Origin of the sequence: Tundrisphaera lichenicola (assembly GCF_051175385.1) — a bacterium.
GTDB lineage: Bacteria > Planctomycetota > Planctomycetia > Isosphaerales > Isosphaeraceae > Tundrisphaera > Tundrisphaera lichenicola.
The window spans coordinates 5,886,557-5,907,015 of the sequence record NZ_CP195106.1 but is presented as its reverse complement, the minus strand read 5'-3'; the positions used below and the strand labels follow the sequence as shown (position 1 = coordinate 5,907,015).

The following is a 20,459-nucleotide window of genomic DNA, read 5'->3' as shown; positions in this document are numbered from 1 at the left end:
GCTCAGGTCCCGCCGGTGAAGCTCTTCCGCTCGGTCGAGTTGCGGGGGGTCTTCATGAAGGGCATCCGCTGAGGCTTGGGCGGATCGCCGGGCTTGGGCGTGCCGCCGGTGTCGGGATAGAACGGGGCGGGTCGAACTCCGGTCTTGAGGTCGAATAGCTGGATCGCCTGGGGGTCGATGATTTCTCCGGCCCGGGTCCGCTTGTTGTACCGGCCCGACTTGCCCCGGATCGTGTTGGGTTCCTGCCCCGGACTCTTCTGCTCGTTCATGACGATCTCTTTGTCATCGTCGCCGAACGCATAAGTCAGGTCGGTGGCCGAGTCGAACGTGACCCGATCGGCCTGGATCGTCCGATCCAGGGTCCTGGCCACCGCGTTCCCTCGGGCGAAGAGGAGCTGGCGAGCCGCCGCCTTCGAGTCGCCCCGGGAGGGCTCGCTGTAGACGTGGAGGACGTCGGACGAGAGGAAGAGGTAATCCGCCGAGTTGGGACGGTCGTTGTCGATGTCGCTGTAACCGTGCGGGACCGTCGCGTTGGCGGCCTGCACCTCGCCCACGAATTCGGCGTGCCGGGTCTGGGACTCGGCCTGCTCCTTCGAGGTCCCAAACCGCCCGCGCATCCCTTCGGTGTAGGTGACGCGGGTTAATTTCAGGTTGGGGACCCGGAGGATGTCGGCTCGCGGGATGCCTCGCCCGCGTGTCCCCGGGCCGGAGACCGGCAAGGCAGTCGGCTGGAGATTTCCCGAGGCCCCTGGGCCGTTGTCACGCTGGTACAGGTACGTGGTCCCGGGCCCCGGGCATTCGAAGTCGCCGGTCCGCTTGTCGTAGAGGACGTGGGTGCTCCGGATCCGCTGCTTCTCCTTCAGCTCCTTGGTCCCCGGGAAAAGCTTCTGGCTGGTGATGTCGACCCCGGCGTACTGGAGCTTGCTGGCCTCGTCGCGGTTCTCCCCCCGGCACTCCAGCAGGGCGATCTGGGCGTCGGTCTCGGCGGGTTCGTCGGGATTCCGCTTGGCTTTCGGCTTCCCGGGCTCCTTGTTCAGGGAGATCTCGCGATCCATGTACACGTCCATCGTGTCGCAGAAGATCGCCGCGTCGGTCATCTTGGCCTCGACCCCCCGGCGGAAGACCCGCTTGCCGTCGGGCGTCCGGACTTCCTTCGACGTCCCTCGGAACTCGGCCTTGGCCACGGCCCGGCCCTGGAGGTCCTTGGACTTGCCGAAGAACTTCATCTCCTCGTTCCAGGTGATGACCAGCCGGTCCTTGGCCGGGTCGATCGGCCCCCGGGGACGACCGTCAACCGGCTTGCCATCAACGACGAGCCCCTTGTCGTCCAGCAAGCCCGCGTCGGCCAGCTGGAGATAGTTGCCCGGCCCCTGGGCCCAGGCGAAGTCGAGCTTCTGGTCGAGCCCGACCAGCGGTGCCTCGATGATCCGCCCCTCGAATTCGACGCGAGCCAGGACCGGGGTGGCCTGGGGTCGGTCGGGGGCGTCGGAGGCGAGCTTGGCCTTCGAGGCCGCCGCTTCGGGCTCCTCCGAGGCCACCACGAACTTCATCAGCCCATTGCCCTGGCTGTAGATGTCGAGGGCCTGGCCGGTGGCGTCGCTCCCCTTGGGCTTGCCGGGGGCCGGGTCCTGGTGGACCATCACGTCCCCGCGGAGCAGGGCATCCTTGAGCTCGCCGTTGGGCCGATCCCCCGAACCGAGAACGACCGTGGCCCAGACCCGGTCGGCCCGGGCATCGACGGCCTGGACGGGTGCCTGCGGCTTGGCTTCCGCCGCCTGGGGATTGGGGGCGGGCGGATTCGAGGCCATCTTGGGGGCCGGGGCCAGGAAGGTGGTGGTCGGGCCGGTCGGTGGCGCGGGCCGGTCGGCGACCTCGCCGGAAGCCACCTCGACGAACTTGGCGTCGAGCTGAAGCCGGGCCGTCAGGACTCGCCCGGGCGCGGTCAGGTGGACGTCCTCATAACCCTTGAGCTTCTTGATCCTGGTCTCTTCCTTGACGGGGACTGTGGCCGTCTTGACGGTCTCGAATTCGGCCACGATCGCCTTCCGGGCGTCCAGGGTGGTCGGCTCCTTGTGGTCGATCAGCTTGGAGACGCCGCTCAGCGTGATCAGGCGTCGGAGGGTTCCCGTGCCGGCGGGATTGGCCTGGACCCCGGCGGCGGGCATGGCCTGGCCGTCCCTCCAGGTCAGCATCTTCATCTCGTCTTCCCAGAAGGCGGTGTGGGTCACCGAGGCCCCCCGAGCGGGACGATCCTCGACATGCCCCGGCCCCCGGGCGATTACCTCGGAGGTCCCGCCGCTCCCGCTGTCGAAGATCGTGGCGTCCATCGCATAGAGATTCAGGACCGACTTGATCGTGGACGGGTCGGCGGCCTTCGTGTCGTACTCGACCTTCTCGACCCAGAGTTTCGAGGGGCCGCCGAAGAGGTAGGTCTTGTCGGGGATCCCCGAATCGGCCGACTTCGCATACCTCAATTCGAGGCACTTGGCCTTCATCCCCTGCGCCTCGGACTGGAGCCAGACGGCGTGGCCGCGAGCGAGGGCGGTCCGGAGCTGGAGGTCGGTGACCGGCCCGCTCGACACCGGGGCCGGGGCAGTCGGATTGCCATCGACGGCCGCAACGGCACCGACGGGCGGGGTGCTCGGCTTGGCCCCGGGCTCGAAACTCAGGTCGAGCGTGTCGGAGTTGAGCTGGTCGAGCTTGTCGGTCCCGCGAGTGACCCGGACGTTGGTCTTGAACTTCACCAGGGTCGGGTCGGGGGCGCGGTTCAGGTCGGGCGGGCCGATCACGACGAGGGGATGCGGGCGGGGCAGGTCGATCCTCATCTCGCCATCGGCGCGGAGGTCGAGCGGGGTCTGTCCCCCCTTCTCGGGCTTCGCCGAGCCGGGCAGGATGCCATTGGAGCCGACGTTCTTCACGATGATGTGGATGTTCTCGTAAAGATAGGCCGTCTCGGCATCGAATCCCACACCTGCTGACGAGGGGGCCGCGCCGGGCTTGGGGGCGGCCCTCCGGAGCTGGATCATCATCCGCAAGCCGCTCATCCAGAGATCGCGATCTTCGAGGATGACCTCGGAGTCGGTCGTGATCTGGAGCGTCTTCTCGTCGTATTCGAGCGAGGCCATCGGGCCGACTCGGAGGTCGTCGCTCGGATCGTCCCGGGTCCCCTTGTCGTCCCGGAGCTTGACGTCGCCGATCATCTGGGCGTGGGTGACCCGGGAAGGGCCGCCGTCGCCCTTGACGATCCCGAACGGCTGGCTGAGGTCGATGATCGCCTCGTTGCTGGTGGCGGTCTTCCGACTCTTGCCGTCCTTGGACGCCCAGATCATTGCGAAGGGCCAGATCCGGAGACGCTTGCCATCGTCGAGTCTCTCGTAATTATCCGCGTAGAGATAATAGCCGCGGGACTGATCGTAGTGGACGATCTTGGGCCGACCCGCCGCGAACGAGCTCAAGGGCAGGGACTCGCGAGCCAGCTCGGAGGCCCGGATCGCCGACTTGGACTCGGTTTCCGGGAACGGGGTCGAATCCCCGTCGGAATTCCGGGCCAGTTGATCGGCCACGATCGCGAAGACCCGGGTGTACCCGGCGTATCCCGCGACCAGCAGGCCGAACGTCAGAATGATCTTGAATGCTTTCTTGAACACGATGGCATCCGGTATTTGAGGCACACGGCCGACCGCCATCCGCCGCCGATTCGGCGTCTGCCGACGCCCCGCGCCGGTCGCCCGATCCTTTTCTTACGCGATGCGGACCGCTCGTGGACATTGTCAGATCGACAAAGCAATTCTTACCATCAAATCCTCAAGATGAGGGGTAATTCTCGCCGATGGCATTGATTTGCGTCCCTCGTGAGGAGGCGGGAGATGGACTCCCCGATCAGAGCAATCATCATGCCCGTCACTCCTCGAGTTCCAAAGGGACCAGGCCGATCAGGTCGGTCAGGTCGATCAGGCCGACGGGTCGGCCTCCTCGGTCGACCACCGGCAGCTCGCTGATCTTCCGAGACTTCATCGCCTCGACCGCCTCGCCGACCGAGGAGCCCACCAGGATCTGGACCGGGTCGGGGGTCATGACCTCGCCGATCGGGCGGTCGAGCAGGTCGTCTCGACGGTGTTCGAAGAGGCGGGCCAGGTCGGAGTCGGTGAAGATCCCGACCAGACGCTCGGAGTCGTCGACGATCAGGACGGCCCCCGAACGCCGACGAGGGCCGGCCAGAAGGACGAAGACCTCGCGGACGCTCAGGTTCTCGCGGGCGACCCGGAGCCGGCCGTTGGTCCGCATCAGGTCGTCGACGAAGGCCAGGCGACGCCCGAGCGCCCCGCCGGGGTGATAGAGGGCGAAGTCCTCGGCCCGGAAGTCGCGCATCCGGCTGACGAGCAGGGCCAGGGCATCCCCCACGGCCATCATGGCCGTGGTGCTGGCCGAGGGGGCCAGGCCCAGCGGGCAGGCCTCCTCGATCGGCCCGAGCGTGATGCAAAGGTCGGCGGCGGTCCCGAGCGAGCTGGTCGAACGCCCGGTGATCGCCACCAGGATCGCGCCGATCCGCCGGAGTGCGGGCATGAGCCGGAGGACTTCTTCGGTCTCGCCGCTCTGGGATAGGGCGATCACCACGTCATCGGGGCGGATTCGCCCGAGGTCGCCGTGGATCGCCTCGCCGGGATGGAGCGGGAAGGCCCGGGTCCCGGTCGAGGCCAGGGTGGCCGCCAGCTTCTGGCCGACGATCCCCGCCTTGCCCATCCCGGTGACGATCACGCTCCCACGGCAGCGGAAGACCTGGTCGGCCGCCTTGGCGATCGTCGAGTCGAGCCGCTCGCGGACCCGATCCAGGGCGTCGGCCTCGATTCGGAGGACCTCGCGGGCGAACGCCAGGCCCTCGGCCTCGGTTTCCCAGGCCAGGGTCGAGTCGGTGATCATCGCCATCGTGTGCCTCCCTGCACCGCGACGGGCGGACGCACTCGGCGCGGACCCCCCGTCCTTGGGGAGCCGATCTCCGACCGTCCGGTCCTCTTCGAGCGGGGACCATAGCCCATCGTGACAACCTCGTCAACGCGGTCCTGGGCAACTTGCATGACGTGTCTTGGACAATCATCGGTCAGGGAGAATGGCTGGCTTGCGGAGAATCGCCCGGCCAAGAAGATTCGGTAATTCTGGGAAAATATCCGGCTTGATGCGAGGCGAGTCCCCCACAAGACATCCGGCTTCTCGAAGAGCAGCAACAATCCCGACCGGGCACTTGCCTTTTCGGCGGACAGCCCTCCTCCAACGGAGTCGGGCATGTCGTTCCTGGAAAAACGAACCCAATTCGGTGCAAGTCCATTCTTCGAAGCAGATTTCGGATCGACTGGTCCCCTTCCGATTCGCCGGGAAAAACGAACCCAAGCTCGATCGAGGCTCGACGGCCGTTTTCGGGGCGGTGGCCCGTCGGGAAAAACGAACCCAACGGGACTGTCCGAAGCGTGTCAGGCCCACCTTGTCCGAGTGAATAAGATCGGGAAGGAGGCCCGGTCGTTAGCTGAGTTTCACGAGGGAAATCCGATTCCCATCGTTCGGATAGGTCGGAGGGGTGTGCTCAGATCATTGGGGTGGGAGTTGGAAGTGGGATGACGTTGATTCCCGGAGCAAGCTCCGGGGTGGAAAGCGTGAGCAAGCTCCCGCACTCCAAGGCCTCCGGCGGCCTTGTTCCCGACGCGGCGGAGCCGCTTTGGAGTGCGAGAGCTTGCTCACGCTTTGTTCAGGCGGAGCTTGCTCCGCCGACGACAAGGTCAAGGATTCTCACCCGGGTCGGGGCAAGGGTCCTTGAAATGACTGACGCTTCACTCGGGAGGAGCCTCGGCCTTCGGGAGCCTTTCCAGGACCTTGAGGACCTCATCCAGCTTCTCCTCGACCTTGCTCAGGCGGGCTTCCACGTCGGGGTTCGCCTTGGCGGTCGGGTCGCGGTAGACGATGAGGCGGTCGCCGGGGAAGAGCTGATAGTTCGTCTTCGAGTCCCCCTTGTGGATGATCGCGTCGAAATCGACGCTGAGGATCTGCTCTCCCTCCTGACCCGTCTTGCCGGGACGGATCAGGCGGATGTTGTTCTTGTCGGCCGATGACTGGAGTCCCCCCGCGTAATTGATCGCGTCGAGGACCGTCTCGTTTCCGGTGACCGGCAGTCGTCCCGGGGATGCCACATCCCCCTGGACGTAATAGACCTTGCTGTTGAAGGCCGAGACATCCACGAAGACCCGGTCGGTGTCTCGCGGCGACGTCTTCTTCGTCTCCCCCGTCGCGGGATCGACCGAGACGAGCCCGAGCAGTTCGTCGCTGAGATAATCGCGAAGGTGCTGGACGATCTTCTCCTTGATCTCCGTCGTGGTCAGGCCCGCCACGTAGAGTTCGCCATAGAACCCCAGCGAGATCTTCCCGTCCGGCTTGACGAGCCGCTCGCCGGTGATCGGTCGCCCCTCGCGAGCCTGCAAGACCTCGATGACGATGATATCGGGCGGCTCGACGACGTAGTCGGGCATAGAGACCTTGTTGAATTCCCTGGGCGGCGAAATTGCTTTCGCATCGGCAACATCCGGAACCGGTTTTGGGACGCGATCGACTGGCTTGGCTTGAGTGGGATCGAACACTTTCCCGAGGATCGTCGAACGGATTTCTTCGATCCGAGAATCTACCTCTCGCTTAGCAAGCAGAATCCCGGGATCGGCTGGATCTAGCCCAAGCTTCTGGGCCCGGGCCAGTTGTCCCCGAAGCTGTTCGAGTTTATCGATTTGAATCGACAAACGTGTTGCCGTGATCAATATGAGATCTTGCTCAATTTGGTAGGACAATCCGAGCGGTTGAAGTAGATACTTCAGGGCGCTTTTGAGTGTAATCCCCTTTGCCGACAAACTGACCGGAGATTTCGGAGTCAGCCCCTTGATCGCCAATGCCTTCGGATCGAGGACGATGTTCAGGCCGGTGTAGTCCTGCAGAAATTGAATCGCCTCTTCCAGGGGCGCCTCATTGAAATCAACCGTCACGGGCTCGAGGAGTTTGGCCTCCATCCGTTCTGAGGCGGTCAAATTCAAACCTATCTTTATCGAATTCGACTCGTCCGCGACCCGGTAGGTCAACCCAAGCGGCTTGAGGATCTGCCTCAATGCATTTTTCAGCATGATTTCCTCGGCCGACAGGCTGACGGGTACCTTGCGCGTCAGACCTTTGGCCGCCAATGCCTTCGGATCCAGGTCGACCTTGAGGCCGGTGTAATCCTGCAGAAATTGAATAGCCTCTTCCAGGGGGGTCTCTTTGAAATCAACAGTCACTGGTGCGAGGAGTTTGATCTCCATCTGCTCCGAGGTGGTGAAATTTGAACCTGGCTTCACCACCGCCGATTTCGAGACATTCTCATTCGAGGTATCCCCCGAAACCGACTTCTCGTCCACTGGGCCCTGCCGGGCCATCACTCCCGCACCGGTGACGGCCAGGCCGATGGTCATCAGGGCCGATGCGGCGAGCTTGATCTTGCATCCGGTCATGGTCTGGAGCATCCCTTCTGCGAGGAGGGCCGCCGAGGCCGGGACCAACCCGACCGCCGAGGCTCCTCCGACCTTGGACAAGATGGACGCACGGGTCGCGGCTTCGAGGAGCCGGCTCGGGACGGCGGGCACCACCAGCGCGCTCGAGGGGGCGAGCCCTCGACGTTCCAGGCCGGTCCGGAGGCGGGCTCGACCCCGGCTCAGGCGGCTCTTGATCGTCCCGACGGGGCAACCCAGGTCTTCGGCGGCTTCCTCGATCGAGAATCCCCCGAGGTCGCAGAGGACGATCGCCGATCGGTACGACTCGGGGAGCCGGTCCAGCTCCTCGTCGATCGTCGCCCTCAGGTCGAAACGGTCGGGATCGGAAGGGCGAGCCTCGATCGAGCCGAGCGGTCCGGAATCGTGCCGGGGCCTCCGGGCGGCCTCGGCGCGGACCCTCGCCGCGACCTTCCGGCTCACGCCGTAGAGCCATCTCCCGAGCGAGTCGTCCACCCGGACCGAGCGGGCCTTGCGGACCAGGATGAGGAAGGTGGCCTGGAAGGCGTCGTCGACGTCGGATCGGTCGGGCAGGGCCCTCCGGCAGACGCCCAGGACCATCGGCCCGTGCCGGGCGACCAGCGCGGCGAAGGCGATCTCGGACGCTTCATCGCGCCGGCTCACGAACCGCTCGAGCAACTGGCCGTCGCTCATCCCGGCGACGGTCCCCGACCCGAACAGCGTGCCGATCTGCCGCATGGCCGAGGCCCTGGACCCGCTCGTCATCCCTCTCCCTCCCGGCTGTCGAACGATCGTCGCTCGCTTTAACCATGCGATGGAGAGGGGATTTGGTTCCCGGATTCCGCGGGGAATCCGATCGAAAATCCGCGAGACCTGGCGATTTGACCCTCACGCCATGCGTCTCGACCCTCACCCGGCCTTCGGCCACCCTCTCCCTGGGGGAGAGGGATTGCTTTGGCTTCCGCTCCCATTGGGCAAGGGATGGGGTGAGGGTCCTGGAGAACTCGACTGCCGATCAGTCCGAGGGCGGGTCGGACCGGAACGGGACGGCGGGCAGTCCGTCCTGGTTGTAGAGGTTGCAGGCCGGGTTGTCGGCCCAGGCATAGCGGACCGTCTTGGGGTGCTCGACCTCGGTCGAGGAGACCACGACCGTATCCCCGTCGATCGTAGCGTCGGCCCAGTGATATTGGCCGTCCTCGCCCGCGATGGCGAACCCTTCGAGCTTGTCGCCCCCGGCCGCGACCAGGCCGGCCCCGACGTGATCGAACGACAATCTCGCCTTGTTTCCCTGGATTTCGAGCGACTTGAAGACCGGCCCGGAGAACTCGACGTCCTTCCCGTGGCCGATCGCCAGGGCATCGAGCGCGAGCCGTCGACCGACTTCCTGCTTGTTGGTCGGGTGGATGTCGGTGGCATCGCCGATGTCGATCGCCAGGGCGACTCCCGCCCTGGGCAGGACCTTGGTGGTCAGATACTGGGCTTCGCGAAGCTCGGCCCAGTTGGAGTTCGCCGGCTGGGGCTGGCGCTTCATGTAGTTGGCCAGCTGGACGATCAGGAAGGGGAACTCGCCGACCCCGAACTTCTCGCGCCAGTCGCGGATCAGGGTCGGGAGGAGCTTGCGGTATTGCGCGGGCCTTCCCGCGTTGCTCTCGCCCTGATACCAGATCGCCCCCTTGATCGGGAACGGCTTGAGGGGCGCGATCATGCCGTTGTACAGCACGGTCACGCGGTTGGGATTGCTGTTCTCCGATTCCGGCGGGGTGGACAGCTCGCCCAGCGGGGTCGAAGCCTTGTAAGACCAGGGACCGGCCAGGGAGATCGGCTCGGCGTTGTCCTCTCCCGCGATCGTCAGTTTCATGTCTTCCTTCGAGCCCGCGAATCCCCCCTGACCGGACGTGTCGAGGACCCGGACCGCGATCACGTTCCGGCTGGCCTTGGCCACCCCGGCGGGGACCTTGTAATCCCGCTTGGAGTTGAACTGATTCATGTGACCGACCTCGACCCCGTTGATCCAGGTGGTGTCGCGGTCGTCGATCGCCCCGAGGCTCAGGGTCAGTTCCTTGTCGGCCCAGCCTTCGGGAAGTTCGAACTCCTTGCGGAACCAGGCGATCCCGTCGAAGTCGGGCAGGCCTTTCTCCTCCCAGTGGCCGGGAAGCTCCATCGACTGCCAGCCTTTGGCGTCGAACTTCAGGTCCGACCAGTTCGGGTCCTCGGATGAGCCCGGGTCATTCTTCTTCCACCAGGCGGCCATGGCCTCCTCAAATTTGAGGGGAGTTTTCCCCTTCTCTTCGGCCAGGGCCTGGCGGATCTGGCCCAGGGCCGAGTCGAAGTCTCCCATCGGGGTCAAGGATTCGTCGCTCACCCAGGCCTCGGCGATGGTCCCGCCCCAGCTCGAATCGATCAGCCCGATCGGGACGTTCAGCTCGCGTTCGAGGTCCTTCCCGAAGAAGTAGCCGACCGCGGAGAACTCGCCCACGGTCTCCGGCGAGCAGACCTCCCAGGAGGCGTCGACGGTGACTTGCGGCTCCAGTGAGATCTTCTTGGGGACGGTGAACAGGCGGATTCGCGGGTGGTCGGCCGCCGCGATCTCCTGTTCGGGACGGTCGGCGCGGTTGACGGGCCATTCCATGTTGGACTGACCCGAGCAGATCCAGACATCTCCCACCAGAATATCCCGGATCTCGACCGTCTTCGGCCCGCTGACGCTCAGCGTATGCGGCCCGCCCGCGGGGTAGGGGCCGAACTTGACCAGCCACTTGCCCTGGTCGTCGGCGGTTGTCTCGACCGACTGTCCGGCCAGGGCGACCTTGATCCGAGAACCGGGCTCGGCCCAGCCCCAGATGGGCAGAGGGGCGTCGCGCTGGAGCACGACATGATCCGTGAAGAGCGGGTGGAGGAACGGCCGGCCCTGGCCCTCCTCGGCTCCCGGCCCGGCGAGCAGGGCCAGGGCGAGCGTGAACGATCCGATCATGGCGCGGTGTCCTCTCCGGCGGCGTCCAACCTCACCGGGGCCTTCCCGATCGGGTCGCGAGCCGTCCGATAACCTCCAGGATAGATCGCGCCGGAGGCCGCTCGCAACCGCCTGGGAGGGAATCCGCCTCGACCCGTCCTCAGCTCGCCTTCCACTTCCGATCGCGAGTCTGATGGAAGCAGGAGGCGAGGACCCTCGACGCGACCGATCCCAGGCTCGAAGACAGGTCGATCGCCCGGGGATTGACCAGGATGTGGTGGAACGCGCGACAGAGCAGGACTCGTCGGTCGAATCGCCGATGCCAGGCCTCCTGGCAATCGGCCTGGATCCAGAAGTCCGCGCTATCGGGCCAGTCCAGGGCTCGCTCGACGAAGGGGACCATCACCTCGGCCCCCAGCAAGGCCATCGTCATCCCCTGGCCGCCCAGGGGATCGACCGTCCCCTGGCTGTCACCTACATAGAGGATGCCCGATCGCTCGGGCGTGGAGACCTGGACCCTCACTCCCGCCACCGTCTTCCAGTCGCCCAGCGGCTTGCCCGAGGCCAGGAGCCGGGCCAGGATCGGGTTCCGGCCCAGCGTCTCGATCGCGAGCCGATCCAGGTCCCCTCGACGTTCCCGGACCTCCGACTCGGGGAGCAAGGCGCAGAGGTTCGTCGAGCCCCCCTCGATTCGGCAGGTCCCCCCGTAGCCCCCGGGGATCAGGTGCAGGCCCACGGTCCCGGGGTGCTCGGTCGCCTCGGGATCATCGATCGAGTAATGACGCTTCAGGCCGAACAGGCCGGGGCGAAACCAACTCCGGGCCTTGGTCCGACCGGTCTGCTTGACGAGGACCGAGTGTCGGCCATCGGCCGCGATGGTCAGGCTCGCGCGGAGTTCCATCGGTTCGGGACCGCGAGCGTGTATTCCGACGACTCGTCCCTTCTCCAGGATCGCACCCCCGACCCGAGTCCCTTCGAAGACTTCCACGCCGGCCTCTCGGGCCTTCCCCACGATCAGATCGTCGAGGAACGACCGGCTCAGACCGAGCCCCGGGAGTCCATCCGCACCGGAGATGTCGGCCGTGATTTCCCGACCTTCGGGTGTCGAGATCCGGACCAGATGGATCGGATGATAGCACGAGCGAGTCACGGCTTCGGCGAGTCCCAGCCGATCGAGAATCCCCCAGCATTCGGGGCTGAGGAACTCGCCGCAGACCTTGTCGCGAGGGAAGCGGCCGGGGTCCACCAGCGCGACACTCATCCCTCGACGCGCGAGTTGCAAGGCCAATGACGACCCGGACAGCCCAGCGCCGGCGATGACGACATCGAAGGAGTCGCTCGATCTTTGGATCATGATCTATCCCGTTCGATCTGCAATTCCTCGATCCTGCCGAGATGGAGGATTCCGGAATGGCCGATCGCGAGGGCCGTTCAGGTGAACAGGGCCGCCTCGACCACCAGGCCAGGACCGAAGGCCAAGGAGACGCAGGGCAAGGGGGCGTTGCGTCTCCTGAGCCTATCTAGCAAGAACAATACCGTTGGCGAGGACATGTTGCCGAATGCGGCCAGGATTTCCCGGGAATCCTCCGTGGCCTCGCCCGAGAGCTGCAGTGCCGACTCTGCGGCATCCAGGATTTTCGGGCCTCCGGGATGGATCGCCCAGGTGGGGATGTCTCCGATCGAGAGGCCCAGGGAATCGAGCCAGCTCGCGAGCCAGGGTCGAAGATGCTCGCCGATCAGGGCGCCGACCTTCGGGGAAAGCGTCATCTCGAAGCCCTGATCGCCGATCCGCCAGGTCATCGCCCCCGCGGAGTCGGGGACCAGGACCGAACCGCTCGCCGTCAGGGTCCAGGCCCCTCGGTGGTCGGGGAGCCCGGCCCGGCCCACCACCGCCGCCGAGCCGTCGGCGAAGAGGGCATTCACCACCGAGAGTCGCGGGTCGGGCTCATATCGGAAGTGGAGACTGGTCAATTCGGCGGCGCAGACCAGGACCCGGGCCGAGGGATCGCTCCCGGCATAGGCCGCGGCCACCCGGAGTCCGTTCATGGCCCCGTGGCACCCCATGAACCCGACGTGGGTCCGTTGGACCACCGGACGGAGCTTCAGCCGATCGAAGAGGGCCAGATCGAACCCGGGCGCGGAAAATCCCGTGCAGGAGACCGTGACCAGATGGGTGATCTCCGAGGCCGCGATTCCCGAGGCCTCCAACGCACGCCCGGAGGCCTCGGCGGCCATCGGGATGATCGACTCCTCGTAGCGTCCCATCCGCCAGCCGGTGGTGAATCGAGGGACACCCCCGGGCGATTCGAGGATCTCGTCGAGATGCTCCAGCATCAGGAGATGTCGACGATGGACGCCCGCCCCCCGATAGAGCGACTCCACCCAGCGCGATTGATCTGCATCGTAGCCGGACGCCTGGTTGATCACCTCGGCCGCCCGCTCCTGCGAGATGCTCTGCGACGGCAGGGCGGTGCCCATTCCCCAGATCGCGAAGCTCATGAAGGGCTGCCTTGAAGCTCGAGTCACAGTGCGTCGGCGAAACCTGTCCCCTTAGCATAGGCGAACCGTGCGCCATCGGGGATACCCCGCAAGAAATAGGACGAAGGCGCCATGACCTGCGGCCCATGGTCGATCGAATGGCATTCGGTCCGCAATGGATTGCCCAGGTACAGGTCTCAAAGAATTCAGGACGATACCAATGCTTGCATCGAGCCCGATGTGAGGGATGGCTTCATTGATGGTATGGCACGGGTCCACCGGCGATATGTCGATCTAATAGCAGGGCGTACATTAACTGAGTTTAACAGCAGATGAAATACTGCTTCAGTGGACATCTCATTCATTCTTGTGAGATTAAACTATTGCAAAGATTTCTCCGGGTCTTAAAATGCGGATGATTGAACCCTAATTTTTATTGAGATTAATATCATGGTACGCAAGCAAGGACGAACTCGCCTCGGATCGATTCAAGTCCCGCCGACGGAGTCGCAACCGGAAGCGGAGCTTGAATCCGAAGTCGGCGAAGATTCCGAGACGCCGCTCTCGAAGTCGGCCGCGGCACGCGCGGCGATTCGCTCTGGGATCGTGTCTCCGAGTAAGGCCGTCGCTTTCATCAAGGCTAACTACGATATCGAGATGACGGCCCAGCATTTCAGCGCGGTCAAAAGCCAGCTGAAGAAGAGTCAGAATTCGGCGAACCCGGTCCATAAGCGGACGTTGCTCGACGGAGTGGTCTCCTCCCGGGATGGGGATCTCCTGGATGTGCTGGAAGGAGTGAAGCAGTTGGTCGACCAATATGGAGTCGACAGCGTCAAGCGAATGGTCGATTTGCTGGGAAGGGCATAATCATTGATCAGAGCAGCTGGACGACAGTCCGATCCCGAATGTCGTCTCCCCGCCTGATCATCTCATGGATTTGTGATCGGAGATTTCATCGGGAGCCCGATCAACCTCACTCGTCGCGTGGGTGAAGGGCTCGCGAATGAAATCAGTTCGATGAGACGGGGTGCGAGTCGTCCAACTTCGGGAATTCCCGAATCCTCGGATCGAGGAGTCTGGAGAACGGCGGGAATTTTTCCGACGGCCTGAACCGCGGGATGCCCCTTCAATGTCCCGAGAAATGAGAAGGCCGGGGTCGGTCCCCGGCCGCTTCGCCTTCGGTTTCGCTATCGATCCGGATCGGCTCAGGGCTTCTTCTTGCCGAAGAGGCTCGCCTTGAGATAGTCGCGATACATCCGAGAGATGAACTCGATCCCGATCCCCTTGGGGCAGGCCCCCTCGCACTCGGCATGATTGGAGCAGGATCCGAAGCCTTCGGCATCCATCCGTTCAACCATGTTGACCACTCTCCGATATTGCTCGGGCTTGCCCTGAGGGAGCAAGTTGAGGTGGGAGATCTTGGCGGCGGTGAACAGCGAGGCCGAGGCGTTCGGGCAGGCCGCCACGCAGGCCCCGCAGCCGATGCAGGCGGCGGCGTCCATGGCGAGGTCGGCCTCATCCTTCGCGATGGGGATGGCGTTGCCATCGGGGGCGTTCCCGGTCCGGACCGAGACGTAGCCCCCGGCGGCGATGATCCGGTCGAATGCCCCCCGGTCGACCATCAGGTCTTTGACGACCGGGAAGGAGGCGGCCCGCCAGGGTTCGATCGTGACCGTCTCGCCGTCGGTGAAGCTCCTCATGTGGAGCTGACAGGTCGTGGTCTGGGCTCGAGGCCCGTGCGGTGCGCCGTCGACGACCACGCCGCACTGGCCGCAGATCCCTTCTCGACAGTCGTGATCGAAGGCGATCGGCTCTTCGCCCTTCTGGATCAGCCCCTCGTTGACGACGTCGAGCATCTCCAGGAAGGACATGTCCGGGCTGATGGAGCGGGCCTCATAATCGACGAACCGGCCGGTCGCCTGGCGGTTCTTCTGCCGCCAGACCTTGAGCTTCAGGTTGATCGACTTCCGATGGGCCGAAGGCCCGCCCTTGTCCCCTTCGCGGTCGGCGAACTGGGCGGGGCTCTGGGTGATCTCGGAGGCGGTGCTCATTATTTGTAACTCCGGGTCTGGAGCTGGATATTCTCGAATTCGAGCGGCTCGACGTTTCGGATCGGCCTGTTCCCCTCGCCGGTATACTCCCAGGCGGCGACGTGGCAGTAGTCCTCGTCGTTCCGCTTGGCCTCCCCTTCCTCCTGGAACTCCTCGCGGAAGTGGGCCCCGCACGACTCCCGCCTCTCCAGGGCGTCGAGGCAGAGCAACTCGCCCAGTTCGAGGAAGTCGGCCACCCGTCCCGCCTTTTCTAGTGACTGGTTGACCTCGCCATCCTCGCCCAGGACGCAGACGTCCTCCCAGAATTCCTGCCGGAGCGCGGGGATCTTCTGGAGGGCGGTCTTGAGCCCTTCTTCGTTCCGGGCCATCCCGCAGTAGTCCCAGATGATCTTGCCCAGCTCTCGATGGAACATATCGACGGTTCGACGGCCCTTGATCCCCAGGAACCGCTTGAGCCGCGCGTTGACGGCCGCCTCGGCCTCGCGGAAGGCGGGGTGATCCGTCGAGACCTTGGCGGGCTTGGCCGTGGCCAGGTAGTTGCCCAGGGTGTAAGGGACGACGAAGTAGCCGTCGGCCAGCCCTTGCATCAGGGCCGAAGCCCCAAGCCGGTTGGCCCCGTGGTCGGAGAAGTTGGCCTCCCCGCAGACGAAGAGGCCCGGGATGGTGCTCATCAGGTTGTAATCGACCCATAGCCCGCCCATCGTGTAGTGGGTGGCCGGGTAGATCCGCATCGGGACCTTGTAAGGGTCCTCGTCGGTGATCCGCTCGTACATCTCGAAGAGGTTGCCGTACCGCTCCCGGATGGTGGTCACGCCGAGTCGGCCGATCGCGTCGGCGAAGTCGAGATAGACGCCCAGGCCGGTCTGGCCGACCCCTCGCCCTTCGTCGCAAACCTCCTTGGCGGCCCGAGAGGCGATGTCGCGAGGGGCAAGATTGCCGAAGCTCGGATATTTCCGCTCGAGGTAATAGTCGCGCTCGTTCTCGGGGATTTGCGAGGGGGGCCTGTGGTCTCCGGCCTTCTTGGGGACCCAGATCCGGCCGTCGTTCCGGAGCGATTCGGACATCAGGGTCAGCTTGCTCTGGTGCGAGCCGGTGACGGGGATGCAGGTCGGGTGGATCTGGGTGTAGCAGGGGTTGGCGAACGCCGCGCCCTTCTTGTAAGCACGCCAGATGGCCGAGGTGTTGCAGCCCTTGGCGTACGTCGCCAGATAGAAGACCGTCCCGTATCCGCCGGTCGCCAGGATGACGGCATCGGCCGAGAACGACTCCAGCTTGCCCGTCTCCAGGTTCCGGACCACGACCCCCTTGGCGACCCCATCAACGACCACGAGTTCCTGCATCTCGTGGCGCGGGAACATCGAGACGTTCCCCTGGCCCACCTGGCGTTCCAGGGCCTGGTAGGCCCCCAGCAGGAGTTGCTGACCGGTCTGCCCTCGGGCGTAGAAGGTCCGAGAAACCTGGGCCCCGCCGAACGAGCGGTTGGCCAGGGTCCCGCCGTACTCTCGGGCGAACGGGACGCCTTGCGAGACGCACTGGTCGATGATGTCGACCGAGACCTCGGCCAAGCGGTGGACGTTGGCCTCGCGGGAGCGGAAGTCACCACCCTTGATGGTGTCGTAGAACAGGCGGTCGACGCTGTCGCCGTCATTCTGATAATTCTTGGCGGCGTTGATCCCACCCTGGGCGGCGATCGAGTGCGCCCGCCTGGGGCTGTCCTGGTAGCAGAAGCAGGCGACCTTGTATCCGAGTTCGGCCAGGGTGGCCGCCGCCGACGATCCGGCCAGGCCCGACCCGACGACGATCACGGAATACTTCCGCTTGTTCGCCGGGCTGACCAGCTTCATGTGCAGCTTGTAGTCCGACCACTTCTCGCCGAGCGGGCCGGGCGGGATGTTCGAGTTCAGTTCCACGGCGACCCCCTTCTTATTTGAGATAACCGGCGAGGACCGCGATCGGGATGACGGCAAACCCCAGGCAGACCACGACCGTGAAAGCCGTGGCGATCCGACGGGCCGGCGACTTGTAACGATCCTGGTCCATCCCCAGGGTCTGCGTCATGCTCCAGACGCCGTGCCAGAGGTGGAGGGCCAGCATGCCCATCGCCAGGATGTAGACGACGCCCACCCAGGTGACCCGGAGTCCGCCGACCAGGTTGGCGTAGACCGAACCTTCGTGATAGTCCGGGTGGACCGAGCCGGTGGTCAGGTGCAGGATGTGGAAGACGATGAAGGCCAGCAGGAGCGGGCCGGTGAGTCGCATCGATCGCGAGGCGAAGGTCGACTCGCGATGCTTCCGGGCCTGGACCGCCACCCCTCGGGCCTTGCCGATCTTCCGGGTCAGTAGCAGATACGCCCAGATATGAAGGCCGACCGCACCCAGCAAGGTGGCCCGGGCCCCCCAGAGGATCGCGGGTTCCTTGTGGAGTAGGGCTCCGTAGGCGTCGAGCGCCTCGGCTCCCTGGAAGACCTGCAAGTTGCCCGCCATGTGGGCCAGGACGAATCCCGAGAGGAGGACCCCGGTCGCGGCCATGATCAGTTTCAGGCCGACCGTCGATCCCCAGATTTTCAGGAACCGGGAACCCGACGACGATGTCGGTCCCGAAGCAGGCTTGGTGACGACCGCGCTCATGGGGCGTGTCCCGATCTTTGGACCAAGGAGGGGATGGGCAGAGAGAAGAATATCCCATCCCAGGTGATAACTTATTAGCTAAACTGCGATTGGTCCAATTCTTTGTCTTTATCAACTCGATAGCGCCCAACAATCGACCGATCGAGGTTCACGATGGAGTTGCGTCACCTCCGTTATTTCCTCGCCGTGGCCGATGCCCTTCATTTCACCCGAGCGGCCGAGGTCTTGCACGTCTCGCAGCCGACGCTCTCGCTCCAGATCATGGAGCTAGAGCGAATGCTGGGTGCGCCTCTCTTCGATCGGACTGGGCGGACGGTCCGCTTGACGGAGGCGGGCCACGTTTTCCGCCGTCACGCGATCGGGGCGTTGCGCGAAGTCGAGACCGGCACGTCGGCGGTGTCGGACCTGATCGGGCTCCGTCGGGGGAATCTGAAGATTGGCGTGACCCATTCCTTCAGCACGGCCTTGATCCCCAAGGCGGTGGCCCGGTTCCGGCTGGACCACCCGGGAGTTGGCCTGGCGATCGAGAAGACGAGCGGCCGGGCCATCGAGCAGGCGCTCGTGGCCGGGACGCTAAATCTGGGGATCGCCTACGCCCCGCCCGAGTCGGCCGAGATCGTGGCCGAGACTTTGTTCGAGGAAGAGGTCGTGCTGATCGTCGCCAGCGGCCATCCCCTGGCCGACCGATCGCGGGTCGGGCTGTCCGAGCTGGCCGGGCATCCCCTGGCCCTGATCAGCCGGGAATTCTCGACCCGTCGGCTGATCGACGACCGACTCCGCGAGGCCGGGGTCGAGCCCGTGGTCGCCGTCGAGATGAACGACATCGACTCGCTCCTGGAGGTCGTGCGGCTCGGGAATGGGGCCACCGTACTTTCTCGACGAGCCGTCAACGACGGTCGAGGGTTGGCCCAGGTCCCGATCCAGGGGCCGAGGATGGCCCGGACCGCCGCGCTCCTCTGGCATCGCGAGGCCTATCGGACCTCGGCCGCGATCGCCTTTGCGACGGCAATTCGCGCCGAGTCCACCGCACGTTCCGAAGACTGAGACGAAGGGATCAATCCGGGCGGATCAGGCGGTCAGCGCCTTCACGGCGTTCCGGAAGATCCGGAGGCCGTCCCCTTCGCGGTCGAGCCCTCGGCGGGTCCATCGGGGGTGATGGAGCGGGTCGATGAACCGTTCGGGGTGAGGCATCAGGCCGAAGATCCGGCCGGTCGGGTCGCAGACGCCCGCGACCGCGCCGGGCGACCCGTTGGGATTGGCCGGATATTCCGAGGTCGCCCGGTGCTCCGAGTCGGCGTAGCGCAGGATGACCTGTCCGGCCGCTTCCAGTGTCGAGAGCGCGGCCTCGCCCGAAACCACGAACTTCCCCTCGCCGTGGGCGACCGGTAGCTCGATCGGTTCGTCGTCCGAAAGGAAGGGGCTCAGGCCGGACGAGGGGAGGAGCCTGACCCATCGGGCCTCGAAGTGGCCCGAGTCGTTGAAGGTGAGCGTGGCCGGTCCGTTCTCGGGAGTACCCGGCAGGAGGCCCGCCTTGACGAGGACCTGGAAGCCGTTGCAGATCCCCAGGACCAGGCCGTCGCGCTCGCGGAAGCGTCGGAGGGCATCTCCCAGGACGGTCTCCAGCCGGGTGGCCAGGATCCGGCCGGCACCGAGGTCGTCGCCGTAGGAGAAGCCGCCGGGGAGGGTGAGGATCTGGAACGAGTCGAGGGCTCCGGGGGTTTCGACCATCCGGCCCACGTGCCAGGTCTCGGTCTCGGCCCCCGCCCTTTGCCAGGCGAAGGCCGTCTCCTCGTCGCAATTCGTCCCGGGTGCCCGAAGGACGAGGACTCGGGGCTTGGGCATGGGCGGCTTTCCTGAGGGGTAATCGTGAATCAAAGAGATATGAATTGTCGAAAGATCAGATTTCGGAGAGTTCGTGGGTCTCGAAGACCAGGAACTCTCCGAAATCTCAAATTCGGGGTCGATGATCGGCCTCAGTAGTTCCCTTCGTGACTCATCGAGGACGATGAGTAAGACGACCCGGGATAGTCGGGCTCGGCCCGATACGCGAGGTTCCTGCGGATCAGGTCGGCCTCGTAGACCTGGACGACGAAGTCGGCGGCGATCTTGAGCCGCGACGAGGCTCCCTTGCTGGGGAAGTCGGCGGGTGCCCCCCTGCGGAACTCGGCCACCCCGACGTGCTTGGACCTGCCCTTGACGTAGTTGATCCCGGGGATCCCGTCGGCATCTCCCGAGATCAGGATCGCGATATCGAAGGTGTCCTGGAGTGCGACCATGTCCACGGCCAGGCTGGTGTCGAGCCCCTTCTCATTGAGGGTGTGGTGCAGGAGGTCGACCTTCCAGTGCCCTTCCTGTCGGATCTCGACGAAGTCGGTGGCGGCCTGGACGCCGTGATAGAACCGCTTCTTCCGCTCCAGGGCCCGACGCTTGTTGTCGTACCACTCGCGGGTCTCGGCGAAGCAGAGATTCCACGCCTCTTCGTTGCGACGGTCCCCGGGAAGATCAGGCATCCGCCGGACGATATCTTCGAGGTAGCTGTCGCGGAGCCTCGGGTTCAGCTCGAATCGGCTCCGGAGCCGGGCCTCGGCCTTGGGATCGTTCAGGTCCCACTCATCCATCTTGCCGACGACATACCAGTAGATTCGCGAATGCTGGGCCGCCGGCCAGGGGGAGCCGTCGGCGAAGGTCCGACCCCAATTCAGGACACTTTGTTCGAAGACGTGGCGATAGAACGAGCCGTAGTCGTCCACCCTCAGATTCAGATGCTTCAGGACACCATCGAGATTCGACCCATCCACGAAGGTCACGAAACGATTCATCGGCGCTTTCCTTTACGTTTTAGTGCAA

General features: G+C 64.9%; 13 protein-coding genes. 2 read left to right on the top strand and 11 right to left on the bottom strand.

What is annotated here, in order from left to right; all coding sequences use genetic code 11:
- Window positions 1-2: 2 nt before the first annotated feature.
- The 6 genes from P12x_RS23185 to P12x_RS23160 all read right to left on the bottom strand — a co-directional run bounded on the left by P12x_RS23185 (window position 3) and on the right by P12x_RS23160 (window position 12,954).
- Complete coding sequence (locus tag P12x_RS23185; protein ID WP_435007309.1) at window positions 3-3,647, bottom strand: hypothetical protein; 3,645 nt, start codon at window positions 3,645-3,647, stop codon at window positions 3-5.
- 253 nt (window positions 3,648-3,900) lie between these two features.
- Complete coding sequence (locus tag P12x_RS23180) at window positions 3,901-4,923, bottom strand: KpsF/GutQ family sugar-phosphate isomerase (protein WP_435007308.1); 1,023 nt, start codon at window positions 4,921-4,923, stop codon at window positions 3,901-3,903.
- Window positions 4,924-5,816: 893 nt separating this feature from the next.
- On the bottom strand, window positions 5,817-8,270 hold the full coding sequence (locus P12x_RS23175) for a sigma-70 family RNA polymerase sigma factor (RefSeq protein WP_435007307.1): 2,454 nt from the start codon (window positions 8,268-8,270) through the stop codon (window positions 5,817-5,819).
- 250 nt (window positions 8,271-8,520) lie between these two features.
- The gene (locus P12x_RS23170; RefSeq protein ID WP_435007305.1) at window positions 8,521-10,476 is read right to left on the bottom strand and encodes a sialate O-acetylesterase; all 1,956 of its coding nucleotides are present in this window, start codon (window positions 10,474-10,476) and stop codon (window positions 8,521-8,523) included.
- 139 nt (window positions 10,477-10,615) lie between these two features.
- Window positions 10,616-11,809 carry an NAD(P)/FAD-dependent oxidoreductase gene (locus tag P12x_RS23165; RefSeq protein ID WP_435007304.1) on the bottom strand — a complete coding sequence of 398 codons (1,194 nt, stop codon included), beginning with the start codon at window positions 11,807-11,809 and terminating at the stop codon, window positions 10,616-10,618.
- A gap of 77 nt (window positions 11,810-11,886) precedes the next feature.
- The gene (locus tag P12x_RS23160) at window positions 11,887-12,954 is read right to left on the bottom strand and encodes a type III polyketide synthase (protein WP_435007303.1); all 1,068 of its coding nucleotides are present in this window, start codon (window positions 12,952-12,954) and stop codon (window positions 11,887-11,889) included.
- A gap of 585 nt (window positions 12,955-13,539) precedes the next feature.
- On the opposite strand from P12x_RS23160, the gene P12x_RS23155 reads away from it, so the two are divergent.
- Complete coding sequence (locus P12x_RS23155; protein ID WP_435007302.1) at window positions 13,540-13,800, top strand: hypothetical protein; 261 nt, start codon at window positions 13,540-13,542, stop codon at window positions 13,798-13,800.
- A gap of 338 nt (window positions 13,801-14,138) precedes the next feature.
- On the opposite strand, the gene P12x_RS23150 is transcribed toward P12x_RS23155, so the two are convergent.
- The 3 genes from P12x_RS23150 to P12x_RS23140 form a co-directional block, all read right to left on the bottom strand.
- Window positions 14,139-14,894 (bottom strand): succinate dehydrogenase/fumarate reductase iron-sulfur subunit, encoded by a 756-nt coding sequence (locus P12x_RS23150; RefSeq protein WP_435011714.1) that lies wholly within the window; start codon window positions 14,892-14,894, stop codon window positions 14,139-14,141.
- A gap of 89 nt (window positions 14,895-14,983) precedes the next feature.
- A complete protein-coding gene (locus tag P12x_RS23145; protein WP_435007300.1) occupies window positions 14,984-16,894 on the bottom strand; it encodes a fumarate reductase/succinate dehydrogenase flavoprotein subunit in 1,911 nt (636 codons plus the stop codon).
- 13 nt (window positions 16,895-16,907) lie between these two features.
- Window positions 16,908-17,612: a succinate dehydrogenase cytochrome b subunit gene (locus P12x_RS23140; RefSeq protein WP_435007299.1), complete on the bottom strand. Its 705-nt coding sequence runs from the start codon at window positions 17,610-17,612 to the stop codon at window positions 16,908-16,910.
- A gap of 153 nt (window positions 17,613-17,765) precedes the next feature.
- Here P12x_RS23140 and cynR point away from each other — a divergent pair, with 153 nt between their 5' ends.
- Window positions 17,766-18,656, top strand: coding sequence for a transcriptional regulator CynR (cynR, locus tag P12x_RS23135; protein WP_435007297.1), 891 nt, complete (start codon window positions 17,766-17,768; stop codon window positions 18,654-18,656).
- A 24-nt stretch (window positions 18,657-18,680) separates the two neighbouring features.
- On the opposite strand, the gene purQ is transcribed toward cynR, so the two are convergent.
- Complete coding sequence (gene purQ / locus P12x_RS23130) at window positions 18,681-19,454, bottom strand: phosphoribosylformylglycinamidine synthase I (RefSeq protein ID WP_435007296.1); 774 nt, start codon at window positions 19,452-19,454, stop codon at window positions 18,681-18,683.
- A gap of 131 nt (window positions 19,455-19,585) precedes the next feature.
- Window positions 19,586-20,431, bottom strand: a complete 846-nt coding sequence (locus P12x_RS23125; protein ID WP_435007294.1) for an NYN domain-containing protein — start codon at window positions 20,429-20,431, stop codon at window positions 19,586-19,588.
- Window positions 20,432-20,459: the final 28 nt, after the last annotated feature.